The organism is Kitasatospora sp. NPDC058444 (genome assembly GCF_042721415.1).
GTDB lineage: Bacteria > Actinomycetota > Actinomycetes > Streptomycetales > Streptomycetaceae > Kitasatospora.
Window position 1 is genome coordinate 122,213 of the sequence record NZ_JBHXLL010000012.1, and the last position, 14,945, is coordinate 137,157.

The window sequence follows — 14,945 nt, forward strand, 5'->3', positions numbered from 1 at the left end:
CGTCTCCCCTCCCCTCCCACTCCCTCCCCATCCGGTTCCAGCTCAGCGAGGCCCATCCACGGAGGACACATGGCACGGCAGAAACTCGCCCTGTTCGGCGGCACACCGTCCCTGGAAGGAGCGAACGACGACGGCCTCTTCACCTGGCCGGTGCTCGACGACGAAGCCCGGTCGGCCGCCGTCGGCGTGCTCGACCACCCCAACTTCGAGGGCTCCGGCAACGTCGCCGCGCTGGAACGGGAGTTCGCCGCCTACTGCGGGGTGCGCTACGCCGTCGGCCAGGTCAACGGCACCTCGGCGGTACTGGCCGCGCTCTGGGCGGCCGGGGTACGGCGCGGCGACGAGGTGATCGTGCCGTCCACCACCTACTGGGCGACGGCGATGCCCGCGCTGTCGCTCGGCGCCGAGGTGGTGTTCGCGGACGTCCGGCCGCACACCATGAACCTCGACCCCGTCGACGTCGAGAAGCGCATCACCCACCGCACCCGCGCGATCGTGGCCGTGCACATGCTCGGCTACCCCGCCGACATGGACCGCTTCCGCGACCTCGGGCGCCGCCACGGCATCGCCGTCGTCGAGGACGCCTCGCACGCCCACGGCTCACGGTTCGCCGGGGCCCGCACCGGCAGTCTCGGCGACGTCGCGGCCTTCTCCTTCTCCGGCAAGCCCATCGCGGTCGGCGAGGGCGGCATCGTGGTGACCGACGACCGCGACACCTACGAACGCGTCCTCGCCTGGGGGCAGAACTTCCGCTTCAACGAGGAGTACGTCCGCAACACCGCGCTGCTGCGCTGGAAGGGGCTGCCGCTGGGCGGGGTGACGTCCCGCCTGCACCCGATCAGCGCCGCCCTCGCCCGCGTCCAACTCCGCCGTCTGGACGACCGGATGGCCGAGGTGGACGCCGCCATGACCCGCTTCTGGGACGGCCTGCGGGACGTCCCGGGGCTGATCGCCCACCGGCCGCCCGAGGGCGACGACCGCACCATGGGCGCCTGGTACCAGCCACACGGCATCTACGACGCCGACGCGCTCGACGGCCTGTCCGCGAACGGCTTCATCCGCGCGGTGCGGGCCGAGGGCTTCCCCGCCCACACCCGCAACATCATCCGCGAACCGCTCCACCTGCACCCGGTGTTCGCGAGCGACGTGTACGCCGGGGACCTCCCCAGCGACCGGCCCCGCACCGGGCCGGCCCGCACCGATCCGGCAGCGCCGGGGCTGCCCGTGTCGGAAGGCCTGCGGGCCTTCACCGTGCCGCCGTTCAAGCGCTACGACGAGCAGCGCATCGACCGCTACGTGGAGATGTTCCGCAACGTGGCCGAGCGGCACACCGACCTGCTGGACTCCGACCCCGGCGACGCCGCCGTCACGGTCGACAGCCGTGGCAACGGCTGACCGGGCGGGCCGCGGCCCGGCGGCCCGGCTCCCGCTGACCGACCTCCTCAACCTGTGCGCCGCACCGCTGTTGGAGCTGGGTGCGCCCCCGCCCGTGGCCGAGGCCGTCGCAGCGCACCTGGTCGACGCCGAGGTGCTCGGGCACACCGGTCACGGGCTGCTGCTGCTCCCGTCGCTGGTCCGGGACGTACGCACCGGCCGGATCGACCCCGGCGCCACCCCGCACACCGTCCACGACGGCGCCTCGCTCACCACCGATCTGCGCGGCGGATTCGCCCAGTACGGACTGGCGGGCGTCGTGGACCACGCCGTCGGCGTCGCCACCCGGGACGGCCAGTGCCTGGTACGGCTGCGCGGACTGCGCAACTCCGGCCGCCTGGGCGCCTACGTGGAACGGGCGGCCACCGCCGGGACGGCCGCGCTGCTCGTCACCGGCTCGGCCTGGGACGAGGAGGACGCCACGGTCGCGACGGCCGGCGCCCACGGACGGGTGCTCGGTACCAACCCGATGGCCTTCGCCGCCCCGGCGGGCGACCGGCCGCTGGTCGTCGACCTCGCCACCTCGGCCACCACGATGGGCCGGGTCCGCCTGGGCCGGGTGGCGGGAGGCACCGTCGACCCCGGTGCCGTGCTCGACCGGCAGGGCCGCCCGAGCACCGCCCCGGCGGACTTCTACTCCGGCGGGGCCATCGCGCCCCTCGCCGGGCACAAGGGCACCGCCCTGGCGCTCCTGGTCGCGGCGCTCTCCGCGCTGGCCGGCGACAACTCCCCGCAGGGGCGGCTCGGCGGCGGCCTGCTGCTCGTGCTCGCCACCGGCCCCGACGAGGCCGGGCGCGACGACTACCGGACCGCCGTCGGCGCCGCGGTGGACCGGCTGCGCGACCAGGCCCCCACCACGGCGGGCCGGCCGGTCCGGACCCCCGGGCAGGACCACGCCGCCCTACGGCGCCGGGCCCGGGCCGAGGGGCTGGCGGTGCCGGGCGCCGTCCTGGACGAACTGCAGCGGCTGGGAGGGGTTTCGGGATGGATCTCGTGATCGGTCCGGTGACCAGTCCCGAGAGGGGATCGGTGACGGGCTTCGTGACGGACCTCGTGGGTGACTTCCTGGGTGGCTTCGCGGGTGACCTCGTGGGTGGCTTCGTGACGGCAGGAGACCAGTGATGGCACCGATCCGGCTGGTCGTCGTCGGCTGCGGCTACGCCGCCGACTTCTACCTGGCGTGCTGCGCCGCTCGGCCCGACCTCACAGTGGCCGGCGCCTACGACACCGACCCGCAGCGGCTGGCCCGGTTCGCCCGCCACCACGGCGTCCGGGCCTTCGACAGCCTCGCCGAGGCCCTGGACGCCGACGCGGACATGGTCGTCAACGCCACCTCGCTGGCGAGCCACTACCCGGTGACCAAGGCGGCGCTGCTGGCCGGACGCCATGTGTTCAGCGAGAAGCCGGTGGCCCTCGAGCTGGACCAGGCACGGGAGTTGTGGGACCTGGCGGAGCGCTCGGGACTGCTGCTCTCCTCGGCACCCTCGACCGTGCTGGGGCCGTGCGCGGCAGCCGTCCGCCGCGTCCTGGAGTCCGGGGCCATCGGCCGCCCACGGCTGGTGCACGCGGCACTGGACGACGGGGCCGTCCACCTGATGGGCCATCGTGCCTGGCGCAGCCCGTCCGGGAGCCCGTGGCCGGCCGCCGACGAGTTCGCGGCCGGACCGGTGCTGGAGCACCTCGGCTACCAACTCACCTGGCTGGTGGACCTGTTCGGCGGAGTGCGGCAACTGGCCGGGGAGACCGGCCTGTTGGTGCCAGCCGGGCTGTCCGCAGCCGCCCTCGGCCCCAACTCGGCGCACTGGACGCTCACCCACGAGTCCGGCGTGGTCTGCCGGCTCAGCGGCAGCGGACTCGCCCCGCGCGACTACTCGTTGACGATCGTCGGCGACGCGGGGGTGATCACCGTCGACGACGTGATGCGGCTGGACTCCCGGGTGACCTGCCGACGGACCAGAACGCCCGACCCGGCCGGTACCACCGAGCCGGCAGAGCCAGCCGACCGGATCGGCTACCTCGGCCCGCCCGAGGTGGTCGACTACCGCACCCCTCCCCCGCCCTACGCCGACACCCACTACATCGACTTCGCGGCCGGCGTCGCCGACCTGGCCGACGCCCTGCGGCACGGTCGACGCCCGGTCATGGACCGCGCGTTCGGCCTGCACGTCCTGGAGCTGACCCTGGCGATCGCCCGCGTCCGCAGCGGCGTCACACGCCCGGGAAGCACACTGCCCGCCGGGAGGGCCGTCGTCCCGGCGGAGCGGCAGGTCGCGGAAGGGCAGGCTCCGTGATCCGTGCGCGCGAGCTCTCGAAGACCTATCACACCGTGGTCCGCCCGCCCGGACTCAAAGCCGCACTGCGGTCGCTCGTCGCACCGCGGCGGGTGGCCCGGCACGCCGTGCGCGAGCTGTCCTTCGACATCCCGCCCGGGCAGCTGGTCTCCCTGCTCGGCCCGAACGGCGCCGGCAAGTCCACCGCGATCAAGCTGCTGACCGGGATCCTGGTCCCCACCTCCGGCGAGGTCCGGGTCGCGGGGCTGGTGCCGCACCGCAACCGCGAACGCAACGCCCACCGGGTGGGCGTCGTGTTCGGCCAGCGCACCCAGCTGTGGTGGGACCTGCCCGCCCGGCACTCGCTGATGGTGCTGCGCGACATCTACGGCGTCGACCGGGCCTCGTACGACCGCAGGCTCCGCACCTTCGACGACCTGCTCGGCCTGTCCGGCTTCTGGGACACCCGGGTGCGCCACCTCTCGCTGGGCCAGCGCGTCCGCTGCGACCTGGCCGCCGCGCTGCTGCACGACCCGCCCGTCCTCTTCCTCGACGAACCGACCATCGGCATGGACGTCGTGGTGAAGGAGCAGGTCCGGGACTTCCTGCGGGCCGAGGTCCACGAACGCGGCCGCACCGTCCTGCTGACCACCCACGACATGACGGAGGTCGCCCGGCTCTCCGCCCGCGTCCTGGTGGTCAACGGCGGCCGTCTCGTCCTCGACGGCCCGCTGGAGGAGATCCGGCGGCGCTTCGGCGGCTCGTGGCGGATCCGGGTGACCCTCGCCGACCCGGCACACGCCTGCGGGCCGCCGCCCGGCGTACGGCTGCTCCGGCGCGACGGCCCGGTGGCGGTGTTCGGGCCCAACCCAGGCTCCGGCTCCGGCCGCCCTCCGCTGGATGCGCAGGACGCGCTGGGGGCGATCGTCCGGACGCTGCCCGTCGCGGGCGTGGCGGTGGAGGAGGACGACCTGGAAGACGTCATGCGCGCCGTCTACCGCAGCGGCGGCAGCGACGACGGCGGCGACGGCAGCGCCGACGACTGCGGCACCGCCGACCGCAGCGCCGACGATCCGCTGGAGTCACGCCCGTGAGGACCGCCGGCCTCACCCGGTTCCTGCTCGTGGGCCGCATCACCCCGATGACGGAGGTACTGCTCCCGGGGCGGCTCGCCGGAACCGTCCTGCGGGTCGGCCTCTGGATCGCCGTGTCCACGACGCTCTGGAACGCGCTGTACGGCCGCACCCCCACCGCCGCCGGGGTCACCGCCGGCCAGACCGTCACCTACGTCGTCGTCGCCGCCATGGTGACGCAGCTGCGCGCCGGAGCGCTGACCGCCGACACCCTCGTGGACCACGTGCACGCCGGCACGGTCCTCTACTGGTTCCTGCGGCCCATGCCCCCGCGCCGCTACTACGCGGCCCGGGCCTTCGGAGACGCGGCCTACGCCCTGGGCTGGGTCGCGTGCGGGTACGCCGTCTGCCTCCCGCTCGGCGTGCTGATGCCACCGGTGTCGCGTGCGGCCGCCTGCTGGGCGACGGCGAGCCTGCTCCTGGGACAGGTCATCGCCCATCAGATCCGGTCGGCCGTGGACCTCGTCTGCTTCTGGACGGTGCTGAACCGCCAGGTGACGAAGCTGACGGAGTTCGTGCAGACCTTCCTGGCCGGGGGCTTCGCGCCGCTGTGGTTCTTCCCCGACTGGTTCCAGGCCGTCAGCGCGAAGCTGCCGTTCCAGTACGTCGTCAGCATCCCGATGTCCCTCTACACCGGCCGGCTGCCGACCTCCGCGGCCCCGGCCGCGCTCTCGGTCCAACTCGCCTGGATCGCCGGGATGTCGGCACTGACCCACTGGATGTGGTCCCGGGCCGCCTCGCGCGTCACGGTGCAGGGCGGCTGAGGTGGCCACGGAACGACGAGCCCGGCGCCGGATCCGGGTGGCGTGGTCGATCACCGCGATGAACCTGCGCGCCGGACTCGAATACCGTACGGAGTTCCTGCTCAGCATCGCCCTGGGCGTGGTCTGGCAGACCTCCGTGGTGGTGTTCGCATCCGTCCTGCTCACCCGCTTCACCGGCCTGGGGGGCTGGACCGGTCCGCAGGTGCTCCTGCTGGCGAGCATGCGCCTGTCGAGCCACGGACTGGTCGCCCTCCTCCTCGGACCGGTCGACCAGATGGGCCGCGTCCTCCGCGAAGGCCGGATCGACTCCTACCTGCTGCGCCCGCTGCCCGTCTTCCGGCAGGTGCAACTGTCCTGGTTCAGCGTCAACGCCCTCGGCGACCTCGCCGTCGCGGCCACCATGCTCGGCCTCGCCGTCCACTGGTTCGACCTGCCCTGGACAGCCGGGCGGCTGAGCTGGCTCGCCGCCGGCATCCTCGGCGGCTTCTTCGCGGAGGGCGCCGTCCTGATCGCCATGGCCGCCGTCACCCTGCACTTCCCCGGCTGGCAGTACTGGTCGTCATGGCTGCAGAACATCATGGCCATGGTCGCCGTCTACCCGCTCAGCATCCTGCCCCTGTTCCCCCGCCTCCTGCTCACCTACCTCGTCCCGGTCGCCTTCATCGCCTACCTCCCGGCCGCCGTCCTCACCGACCACCTCGAAGGCTCCGCCGTCCCCACCCCCCTCGCCGCCGCCTCCCCCCTCGTCGGCCTGGCCGCCTACACCGCCGCCCGCCTCCTCTGGAACGCCAGCCTCAACCGCTACCAGGGCACCAACACCTGACCGGCCCTGCCCATCTGGAATCCCCTGGCCACTGCCCACTTGAGCCAGCGCCGGCAGTGACCGAAGCCAGCCGATCCGGGCTACTGCTCCAGCAGCGTCAGGGCTTCCCCCGCGGTTTGCCTCACGTCCTCCTCGTCGTGCTGTTCCATGGCGCGGATGAGGGTGAGGCTGTCGGGTTCCTCCGGCCACAGCAACGCGAGCAGCTTGATCATGTGGACCCTGATGCCGGCCGGATGGTCCGTCTTGGTGTGCTCGCACACAACAGGCCATGCCACGTCGGGGAAGTTCGCCGCGAGCACCCGCAGGGCGGTGCTGCGGACCTCCGGGTCGGCGTCGGTATCCGTGGCGGCGGCCAGGACGGCCTGGCCGGCTTCTTGGTCGTCCGGCCACCGTTCTCCCAGTACTCGCAGGGCGGTGTTGCGGACGTTCGGGTCGGCGTCGGTGACGGCGGCCAGGACGGTCAGCAGCAGCGGGTTGCCGGCCAGCTCCGCCACCGCCCGCACCCCGCGGACCGCCCCCAGCAGACGCTGGGTGAGCTGGGCCGCCAGGCTGGGGTTCTCCGGGTGGGCCGCGGTGTACCAGCGGCGGATGAACTGCTCGACCTGCCTGTGCTCCAGGTCCTGGAGCATCACCTGCGTGAACCCGGCCGCGGTGAACTCGCCTGCCCGGTACCCGTATTCCCGTGACGTCACCACCACCCGCACGCCCGGGTGGTCGGAGGCGAAGGCGGTGATCCGCCGCGCGGTCTGCGCCCGCACCGCCGGGTCGAACACCTCGTCCAGGCCGTCGAAGAACACCACGGCACGCCCCTGGGCGAGCAGTCCCTCCAGCACGGACCGCGTCAGACACATCCGGTCCTGCCGGTCCACGTGCTCCAGGAAGTCCTCGATCGTCCGGTCACGCCACTGCTCCTGCGCGTACTGCCGCAGTTCCACCACCACCGGCACCAGCCCGGCGAGCTCGCCGAGTTCGGCGGGCAGCTCCTCCAGCGCGCCGGCCAACGCCAACGCCGCGTACTTCGCCAGCGTCGACTTCCCCGCACCCGGATCGCCCAGCACCACCACCCGGCGGCCCGTCTCACCCGCCAGCACCTCCAGCACCGGCCGGGTCGGCTGCGCCCGGTAGGTCTCCTGCAGCGCGCGGACGGCCTCGGCCTCCATCCCCGGCGGCAGGTCGGTGTCCGCCAACTCGCCTGCCGCCAGCAGCCGACGCACCTCGCCCGGCACGTGGGCCACGTGCGGGCGGCACAGCTGCGGCATGAACACCTGCCGCACCTCGATCTTCGGCTGCTCACCGGCGCTGCCGGAAGCGCCCAGGACGTCGAGGTTCAGCCGCCAATGCACCTCCCGCACCCGCCGCCGGTACGCCTCCACGGCTTCGGCCCGCTCGGCGGCACGCACCCGGTCCTGCGCGGCGGCATCGCCACCGTCGGCCACGCGGGCATCCTCGCGCTCGGCCCGGGCCCCGTCCAGCAGCCGCTCCCACCGGGCCCGCTCCGCGCGGAGCCACCGCTCCTCCACCCGGCCGTCGGCCGCCAGCGAAGGGGCCCCGGCCCACGACGACCACACCGCCACCACCGCCAGCAGGACCTCGGAATCCTGCGGAACGCGCGCCTCGCCCGCACGAGCGGCCGGTGGCACCCATGCGCTGATCCGCTTCCCGGCGAACCTCTCCGTCCCGGTCCGCCCGGTGCGCCGTACCGCCTTCTCCAACTCCCGCTGCCCCCACAGAGCCTGCCGAGCCTTGCGTTCCTGCTCCGCCCGCTCCTTCAGCTCCAGCAGTCCCCCGTACAGCGCCTGCCGCTTCGGACCCAGCTTCAGCTCGTTCTCCGGCATCGTCCCGCCGACCCGCCTCTCGCCCGCGCGTGCCCGCCCCGCCCTCAACCGGGCCGGCGGGCACCCGTGACCCACCACCGCTGACCAGCAGCGTAGTGCCCAGCACGCCCTCTCCGCCCGCAACTTGGGACGCCCGGCCGCCCGGCTGCCACATTCGACACCGACGCCGGACGGCCCGGCGTCCCGGCACCAGCGACACCCGACAAGGACACCCGCCATGAACGACGACCTCACCCGCAAGTCCGCACCCGCCGACGCGTACACCGACACCGGAAGGGCAGCGGACGCCGCGCCCGTCCCTGCCGAGACCTCGATCCTCCGCCAGGTCGGGCGTACCGCTCTGCTCTCGTTGGCCGCCACTCCCGCCCCGATCCTGATCGCCGTCGTCGACTGGTGGCTGAAGGCCCACTGACGCCGGGCCTTGACAGCCGTGGCCGCCGCCCATGCGAGCCGGCCCCGCCCCTCGGAGACATCCGGCAACTCTCCCCCCACCGCCGCGACTGTGCGGGCCGGCTGGCCAACTCGGGCGGATGCGGCGCATGTTCACCGCCGGCGAGGCATCATGACCCTCCGCCCGGGCTCGCCCGGCTGGAGCTGACGGCCCGGGTCGGCGGCTCCGCTCGGCATCGCGGTCCACCGGTGCCACTACGGTGGTCGCATGACTGATTCCCCGTCTCCTGTCCGCGTCCGCTTCGCTCCCAGCCCCACGGGCATGTTCCACGTCGGCGGTGCCCGTTCGGCGCTCTACAACTGGGCGACGGCACGACAGCGCGGCGGAAGGTTCGTCCTGCGGATCGAGGACACCGACGCGGCCCGCAACCGCGAGGAGTGGACCGAGGGGATCATCAGCGCGCTCGCGTCCATCGGTGTCTCGAAGGCGGATCCGACCTTCGAAGGGCCGTACTTCCAGTCGGAGAACGAGGCGCGGCACCGCGAGGCCGCCGCCGGGCTGTACGAGGCCGGGCTCGCGTACTACTGCGACTGCACGCGTGAGCGGGTCGCCGAGCGCACCGGCTCCCGGCAGCTCGGCTACGACGGGTTCTGCCGCGAGCGCGGCCTGGGCTTCGAGGCCGGCCGGGCCCTGCGGTTCCGCACGCCGGACGAGGGGGTCACGGTGGTGGCCGATCTGATCCGCGGCAATCCGGAGTTCCCCAACGCGGCCATCGAGGACTTCGTGGTCGCGCGGGGCGACGGCAGCCCGGTGTTCCTGCTGGCCAACGTGGTCGACGACCGCGACGAGGGGATCACCCAGGTGATCCGCGGCGAGGAGCACCTGTCGAACACCCCGAAGCAGCAGTTGCTTTGGCGCGCTCTCGGTGCCGAGCCGCCGGTGTGGGCGCACCTGCCGGTGATCGTGAACGAGCAGCGGCAGAAGTTGTCCAAGCGGCGCGACAAGGTGGCGTTGGAGGACTACCTGGCCGAGGGCTACCTGCCGGAGGCGATGGTCAACTACCTGATGCTGCTGGGCTGGGGGCCGAAGGACGATGTCGAGATCCGTCCGTACGCCGAGTTGGAGGGGCTGTTCCGGGTGGAGGAGGTGAACGGCTCCTCGGCGTTCTTCGACGTCAAGAAGCTGGCCTCGTTCAACGGCGAGTACCTGCGGGCTCTTCCGGTGGACGGGTTCGCGGCGGCGTGCGCACCGTGGTTGTCCTCGCCCCGGGCGCCCTGGGCGGCGGAGGCGTTCGATCCGGTGACGTTCGCCGCCGTGGCCGGTCTGGCGCAGACCCGGATCTCGGTGCTGTCGGAGATCACCGCGTACGTCGACTTCCTGTTCCTGGACGAGCCGGTGCGCGACGAGGCGTCCTGGGCGAAGGCCATGAAGGAGGGGTCGGCGGAGCTGCTGCGGGAGGCCCGGCGGCGGCTGGCGGAGGCGGTCTGGGAGGCGGCGTCGCTCAAGGCGGTTCTGGAGGAGACGGCTTCCGTGTTCGGGCTGAAGCTGGGCAAGGCGCAGGCGCCGGTCCGGGTGGCGGTGACCGGTCGGACGGTGGGGCTGCCGCTGTTCGAGTCGCTGGAGGTCCTGGGTCGCGAGCGGACCCTGGAGCGCCTGGACAAGGCCCTGGCCGAACTGGCGTGACGGCCGGGGCCCGCACACTCCGGTGGCGGGTGTGCGGGCCCCGGGCCGGCCGGCGCGTGCGGCCCGGAGCGGCGGCGGGCCGCACGCGCGGCTTGACAGGGTTCGCCCCGGTCAGGCGTGCCAGATGTCGCGGACGGTGCGCAGCGGGTCGTGCTCCGTCCGGGGTTCGGCGGTCCAGCGCATGGTGGCGCGGCCGTGGTGGTAGGGCGGCCAGTCGGTGCCGGGGTCGAGGTCGCGGACGAAGGCGACCCAGGCTCCGTGGACGGCGTCGGCGAGGGCTTGCGGCGGCGCCGCGCCGAGCGCCGCCTCGGCACCCTCGGCGTCCAGGAGGTCGAAGGCGAAGGGCAGGTCGATGCAGTGGTAGGCCTGGCCGGCGCGGCCGGGGGCACTGCCGGACCAGTCGAACTGGTAGAGCCAGGTGGGCCGTTCGCGTTCGGCTCGGGCTTCGGCGAGGGCCAGGGCGGGGGCGCGGAAGAGCCAGTCGGTGATCGCGTCGCCGCCGTTCGCGCCCGGGTGTTCGGTGAGGAAGCGGCCCGCGCCGTGCTCGTTCAGGCCCAAGGCGCCGAGCAGGCCGAGCAGTTCGTCCTCCGGCTCGGTGTCGGCGTCGCCGCCGTCCTCCGCGGGGGCGGCGAACTCGTGGGCGGTGAAGCCGAGCAGCAGCGGCGTCTCCGCGTCCGGCAGCGCCTGCGGCACCGGCAGTGGCACCAACTCGCCGTCCGCGAAGGGGGCGAGGGAGAGCGGGGGGAGGGCGTCGCCGCCGTCCGGCCCGGCCTCGCCGAGCGCGTCCTGGAGCTCGAGCAGGCGCTCGTCGCTCAGGGAGCGCAGGGCGGCCGCGGTGGCGGGCACGCCGGTGCGGGCGGTGAGGGCCCGGCTGACGGCTTCGGCGGTCGCGCGGTCCTGGGGGCGCGCCACCGCTCCGGAGGCGGAGATCGCGGCCCGGAACAGGCCCCGGGCGGACGGGGTGGCGAGCAGGGTCTGGACGGCGCCGCCACCCGCGGACTGCCCGGCGACGGTGACCTTGGCCGGATCGCCGCCGAAGGAGGCGATGTTGTCGCGGACCCACTCCAGTGCGGCGATCCAGTCCCGCACGCCGCGGTTGTCGGGGGCGTCCGGCAGGTGCAGGAACCCCTCGATGCCGAGCCGGTAGCCGATCGAGACCACGATCACGCCGTCCCGGTTGAAGGCGGCGCCGTCGTACCAGGGGCTGGCCGAGCAGCCGGCGACGAAGCCGCCGCCGTGGATCCAGACCAGGACGGGCAGGGCGGCGGCCGGGGCGAGGCCGGGGGTGAAGACGTTGAGGTTGAGGACGGACTCGCCCGGGATGGTCGGCTCCGGGATGGTGGTGACCTCGGAGAACGGTCGGCGCTGGGCGGTGGGCCCGTAGGCCGTCGCGTCGAGCACCTCCGTCCACGGCCGGGGCGGCACCGGCGCGGCGAACCGCAGCTCGCCGACGGGCGGTTGGGCGTACGGGATGCCGAGGAAGCGCAGGCTTCCGTCGGTGCGGCGCTCGCCGCGCACCGGGCCCCGGGTGGTGGGGACGACCGGGTGGTCCTGCGGTTCCGTGCTGGTCATGCGGGGCTCTCCTGGGGGTGTCACGGGCGGGGCGCGTCGTGCTCGATGTAGTGGCGGAGCCGGTTGAGCTCCTGGGCGTCGGCCGTCCGGACACCGTAGGTGCGGTCGGGGGTGACGGGGGTGACCGAGATGTGCCCGTCCCGTAGCAGGGCGGTGGCGTCGGCGTTCGCGACGGTCTCGGTGCAGGAGTCTCCGGGCCGGTGCTCGCACGCGCCGAGCGTGATGGCGAAGCCGTCGGCGCCGGTGGGCCGGTAGGCGTGCCAGACCTCGCGCCCGTGGCCGACCCTGGTCCAGCGGGCGGCCTTGGCGGGCCCCGCGGTGGTGACGTCGGGGTAGTCGACCTTGAGCGCGAACTCCGTGCCGGGCAGGCCGCGGGCGCGCAGCCCGGCGATCAGGCGGGCGCCGAAGTCGGCGGCGGCCCGGTAGTCGGCGAGCGGGAAGAACTCCCCGCTGTCGTCTCCGGCGGTGGAGAAGGCGAGCGCCGGGACGCCCTCCTCCACGGCGGCCAGCGCGGCGCCGACCGTGCCGGAGTCGTTGACCTGGGCGCTGACGTTGGGGCCGGAGTTGATGCCGGTGACCACCAGGTCGGGTCCGTCCGTCCAGCCGGCCTTGGTGGCGAGGGCGGCCCGCAGGGCGAGTTTCACGGTGTCGGCGGGCGTGGCGCTCGGGCTGTCGGGGCCGCAGGGGCCGGCGCTCAGGCAGACCCCGTAGACCGGGGAGCCGGACGGCGTGCCGGAGCAGTCGCCCCGGTGGTCGGCGGGCAGGTCGGTACGGCGGCTCAGGGTGAGGACGCCGTCGTTGCTGACGGCGGTGCCGGCACCGGAGCGCACCTGCCAGGGGGCCATCACCACCACGTCGGCTCCGGCGGCGCACAGCGCGCGGCGCAGCTCGTACAGGCCGAGGCCGTCGGAGTTCGACGCCTTGGCGGCCCGCATGGAGTCGTCGTTGGTGAGCAGGACGCGCAGGCCGGCCAGGGGGCGGGCGGCGGTCCCCGGCTCGGCGGCCGGGGAGGCGACGGACGACCGCTCGGCGGCCGAGGCGCCGGCCGGCCCCGCGAGCGCGGCAGCGGCGGCGGTGAGGGCGACGAGTCTTCGGGCCGGTGCTCTCATGTCGGGTCTCCTCCCGGAGCGGGGGCGGGTGTCGAGCGGAGGTGGGTCAGAGGACAAGGCCGGCGCCGTACGGGAAGACCGGGTCGGCGGTGTCGTGCGGGACGTCCGGGCGGGAGGCCTCGACGGCGGCCATCGAGCGCGGCAGTTCGAACGGCAGCCGGCCCTCGGCACGGGCGCGGCCGAAGACGACGTCGAGCATGGCCTCGTCGCTCGCGCCGTAGTCGGCGACCAGCGCGGCGGCCCGCTCGGCGATCTCCGGGATGACGGCGGGCCGCTCCAGGTTGATCAGGACGACGGTCGGGACGGTGTCGAGCACGCGGAGGATCGCGGCCAACTCGGCCTCGGGGAAGTCCAGATGACCGGAGTGGAACATCGACTCGAAGCGGTTGGGGCGGTACTCGTACGGGGTGAACAGCCGCAGCACCGCGAGGTCGGCCTCGGCCGGGGTGGCGGCCAGGCGGCCGTAGCGGGAGACCACGGAGCGGTCGAGGCCCTCGGTGTGGAGCCGGGGGGCGGTGCGGGTGACGGGCAGGGTGCGGTCGCGGTTGACCAGGACGGTCAGCGAGCGGCGCTGCGCGGTGGCGCCGGCCGCGCGGAACCCGCTGTTGCCGACGGTCTCCGCGGCGGCGTCCGGGTCGACGTAGCGCCGGTCGTCGAAGAGCCCGAGCACGAACTTCTCGCGCAGCAGGCGCCGGACCGAGTCGTCGATCCGCCGCTCGGCGATCCGCCCGGAGCGGACGAGTTCGACCACCACCTCGGGGCACTCCTCGCCGCCGAACTGGTCCACGCCCGCGTCCAGCGCCTTGGCGGCGCGCTCGGCGACGGTGAGGTGCTCGACGCCCCACGCCCTGGCCCGGTGCGGCTCGCCGAGGATCTCGTCGTCGTTGAGCAGTCCCCAGTCCGTGCAGACGATGCCGCCGAAGCCCAGTTCCTCGCGGAGCAGCCCGGTGACCACGCCCCGGTTGAAGCCGAAGCCGACCTCCTCCCAGTCGGTGCCGATCGGCTGGCCGTAGTACGGCATCATCTGCGCGGCGCCGGCCGCGATCGCGGCCCGGAACGGCGCCAGGTGCAGTGCGCGCATCCCGCCGGGGTAGACCTGCTCCTTGCCGTGCGGGAAGTGCGGGTCCTCGCCGTCCTTCTGCGGGCCGCCGCCGGGGAAGTGCTTGACCATGGTGGCGACGCTGTCGGGGCCGAGCCGCTCGCCCTGGAAGCCGCGGATGTAGGCCTGGACGAGCTCGGCGGTGAGCGTGGCGTCGGCGCCGAAGGTGCCCATCTGGCGGGACCAGCGGGGTTCGGTGGCGAGGTCGATCTGCGGGTGGAGGGCGACCCGCAGCCCGACGGCCAGGTACTCCTGACGGGCGATGTCGGCGAAGCGGTGGACGAGTTCCGGGTCGCGCACGGCCGCCAGGCCGATCGCCTCGGGCCAGGCGGAGAAGGCGCCGGCCTGGATGGAGGCGCCGATGTTGAGGGTGAAGGAGTGCCGGGGGTCGGTGGAGACGGTCACCGGGATGCCGAGCCGGGTGCCGGCGGCGATCTCCTGCACGGCGTTGTGCCACTCGGCCAGCTGCCGGGGGCCCGCGGTGCCGACCAGGTTGAAGTGGTTCAGCCCCGCGTCGCGGATCAGCCCGGTGGTGTCGGCGGGGAAGTCGGGTCCGTCCCCGTCCGCCGCCTCGACCGGGCGGCCGTCGGGGTGCATCGGGATCATGGTGTGGAAGAGCAGGCCGGCCTTCTCCTCCAGGGTCATCCGGTCGAGCAGGTCGGCGACCCGCTCCTCGACCGGGCGGGCCGGGTCCTGGTACGGGTGGACGGCGGCGGGGACGGTGCGGCCTGCGGTGGGGGCGGTGCGGCCTGCGGGGGCGATGGTGTGCACGAGGGGTGACTCCTGGGTGGTACGGGGGTGTTGCGGAAGCGGCGGAGGTGACGGACCGGCG

General features: G+C 74.1%; 13 protein-coding genes. 9 read left to right on the plus strand and 4 right to left on the minus strand.

Annotation, left to right across the window (positions count from 1 at the left end; translation table 11 throughout):
* The first annotated feature begins 69 nt into the window (after positions 1-69).
* From ACFWP2_RS15840 to ACFWP2_RS15870, 7 genes are read left to right on the plus strand one after another with little or no spacing between them, the layout of a single operon-like run.
* Complete coding sequence (locus ACFWP2_RS15840; protein WP_380451356.1) at positions 70-1,395, plus strand: DegT/DnrJ/EryC1/StrS family aminotransferase; 1,326 nt, start codon at positions 70-72, stop codon at positions 1,393-1,395.
* Positions 1,382-2,431 (plus strand): Ldh family oxidoreductase, encoded by a 1,050-nt coding sequence (locus tag ACFWP2_RS15845; RefSeq protein ID WP_380451358.1) that lies wholly within the window; start codon positions 1,382-1,384, stop codon positions 2,429-2,431. Before ACFWP2_RS15840 ends, ACFWP2_RS15845 begins: the two co-directional genes overlap by 14 nt.
* A complete protein-coding gene (locus ACFWP2_RS15850; RefSeq protein WP_380451360.1) occupies positions 2,419-2,556 on the plus strand; it encodes a hypothetical protein in 138 nt (45 codons plus the stop codon). Before ACFWP2_RS15845 ends, ACFWP2_RS15850 begins: the two co-directional genes overlap by 13 nt.
* Entirely contained in the window at positions 2,556-3,725 is a 1,170-nt protein-coding gene (locus ACFWP2_RS15855; RefSeq protein WP_380451362.1) for a Gfo/Idh/MocA family protein, read from the plus strand. The genes ACFWP2_RS15850 and ACFWP2_RS15855 overlap by 1 nt, the downstream gene beginning before the upstream one ends.
* Positions 3,722-4,798, plus strand: a complete 1,077-nt coding sequence (locus ACFWP2_RS15860) for an ATP-binding cassette domain-containing protein (RefSeq protein ID WP_380451364.1) — start codon at positions 3,722-3,724, stop codon at positions 4,796-4,798. The genes ACFWP2_RS15855 and ACFWP2_RS15860 overlap by 4 nt, the downstream gene beginning before the upstream one ends.
* Positions 4,795-5,601, plus strand: a complete 807-nt coding sequence (locus ACFWP2_RS15865) for an ABC transporter permease (protein ID WP_380451366.1) — start codon at positions 4,795-4,797, stop codon at positions 5,599-5,601. The genes ACFWP2_RS15860 and ACFWP2_RS15865 overlap by 4 nt, the downstream gene beginning before the upstream one ends.
* A 1-nt stretch (position 5,602) precedes the next feature.
* Positions 5,603-6,424, plus strand: a complete 822-nt coding sequence (locus tag ACFWP2_RS15870; protein ID WP_380451368.1) for an ABC transporter permease — start codon at positions 5,603-5,605, stop codon at positions 6,422-6,424.
* 80 nt (positions 6,425-6,504) lie between these two features.
* On the opposite strand, the gene ACFWP2_RS15875 is transcribed toward ACFWP2_RS15870, so the two are convergent.
* Positions 6,505-8,259 (minus strand): HEAT repeat domain-containing protein, encoded by a 1,755-nt coding sequence (locus tag ACFWP2_RS15875; protein WP_380451370.1) that lies wholly within the window; start codon positions 8,257-8,259, stop codon positions 6,505-6,507.
* A gap of 217 nt (positions 8,260-8,476) precedes the next feature.
* Between ACFWP2_RS15875 and ACFWP2_RS15880 the strand changes: the two genes are divergently transcribed.
* Both ACFWP2_RS15880 and gltX read left to right on the plus strand, forming a co-directional pair.
* Entirely contained in the window at positions 8,477-8,671 is a 195-nt protein-coding gene (locus ACFWP2_RS15880; protein WP_380451372.1) for a hypothetical protein, read from the plus strand.
* A gap of 300 nt (positions 8,672-8,971) precedes the next feature.
* Positions 8,972-10,333: a glutamate--tRNA ligase gene (gene gltX / locus ACFWP2_RS15885; RefSeq protein ID WP_380451445.1), complete on the plus strand. Its 1,362-nt coding sequence runs from the start codon at positions 8,972-8,974 to the stop codon at positions 10,331-10,333.
* Positions 10,334-10,444: 111 nt separating this feature from the next.
* Here the strand turns inward: gltX and ACFWP2_RS15890 are convergent, their stop codons facing one another.
* The 3 genes from ACFWP2_RS15890 to ACFWP2_RS15900 are packed head-to-tail and all read right to left on the minus strand — an operon-like array spanning position 10,445 to position 14,884.
* The gene (locus ACFWP2_RS15890) at positions 10,445-11,905 is read right to left on the minus strand and encodes a carboxylesterase/lipase family protein (RefSeq protein WP_380451374.1); all 1,461 of its coding nucleotides are present in this window, start codon (positions 11,903-11,905) and stop codon (positions 10,445-10,447) included.
* Positions 11,906-11,925: 20 nt separating this feature from the next.
* Positions 11,926-13,014, minus strand: a complete 1,089-nt coding sequence (gene surE / locus ACFWP2_RS15895) for a 5'/3'-nucleotidase SurE (protein ID WP_380451376.1) — start codon at positions 13,012-13,014, stop codon at positions 11,926-11,928.
* A gap of 46 nt (positions 13,015-13,060) precedes the next feature.
* Positions 13,061-14,884: a glycoside hydrolase family 3 protein gene (locus tag ACFWP2_RS15900; protein WP_380451378.1), complete on the minus strand. Its 1,824-nt coding sequence runs from the start codon at positions 14,882-14,884 to the stop codon at positions 13,061-13,063.
* Between the last annotated feature and the right edge of the window lie 61 nt (positions 14,885-14,945).

Coding starts and splice junctions, on each gene's coding strand:
- ACFWP2_RS15875 (WP_380451370.1), bottom strand. CDS start 8,259: ATGCCGGAGAACGAGCTGAAGCTGGGTCCGAAGCGGCAGGCGCTGTAC.
- ACFWP2_RS15850 (WP_380451360.1), top strand. CDS start 2,419: ATGGATCTCGTGATCGGTCCGGTGACCAGTCCCGAGAGGGGATCGGTG.
- ACFWP2_RS15890 (WP_380451374.1), bottom strand. CDS start 11,905: ATGACCAGCACGGAACCGCAGGACCACCCGGTCGTCCCCACCACCCGG.
- surE (WP_380451376.1), bottom strand. CDS start 13,014: ATGAGAGCACCGGCCCGAAGACTCGTCGCCCTCACCGCCGCCGCTGCC.
- ACFWP2_RS15855 (WP_380451362.1), top strand. CDS start 2,556: ATGGCACCGATCCGGCTGGTCGTCGTCGGCTGCGGCTACGCCGCCGAC.
- ACFWP2_RS15880 (WP_380451372.1), top strand. CDS start 8,477: ATGAACGACGACCTCACCCGCAAGTCCGCACCCGCCGACGCGTACACC.
- ACFWP2_RS15840 (WP_380451356.1), top strand. CDS start 70: ATGGCACGGCAGAAACTCGCCCTGTTCGGCGGCACACCGTCCCTGGAA.
- gltX (WP_380451445.1), top strand. CDS start 8,972: ATGTTCCACGTCGGCGGTGCCCGTTCGGCGCTCTACAACTGGGCGACG.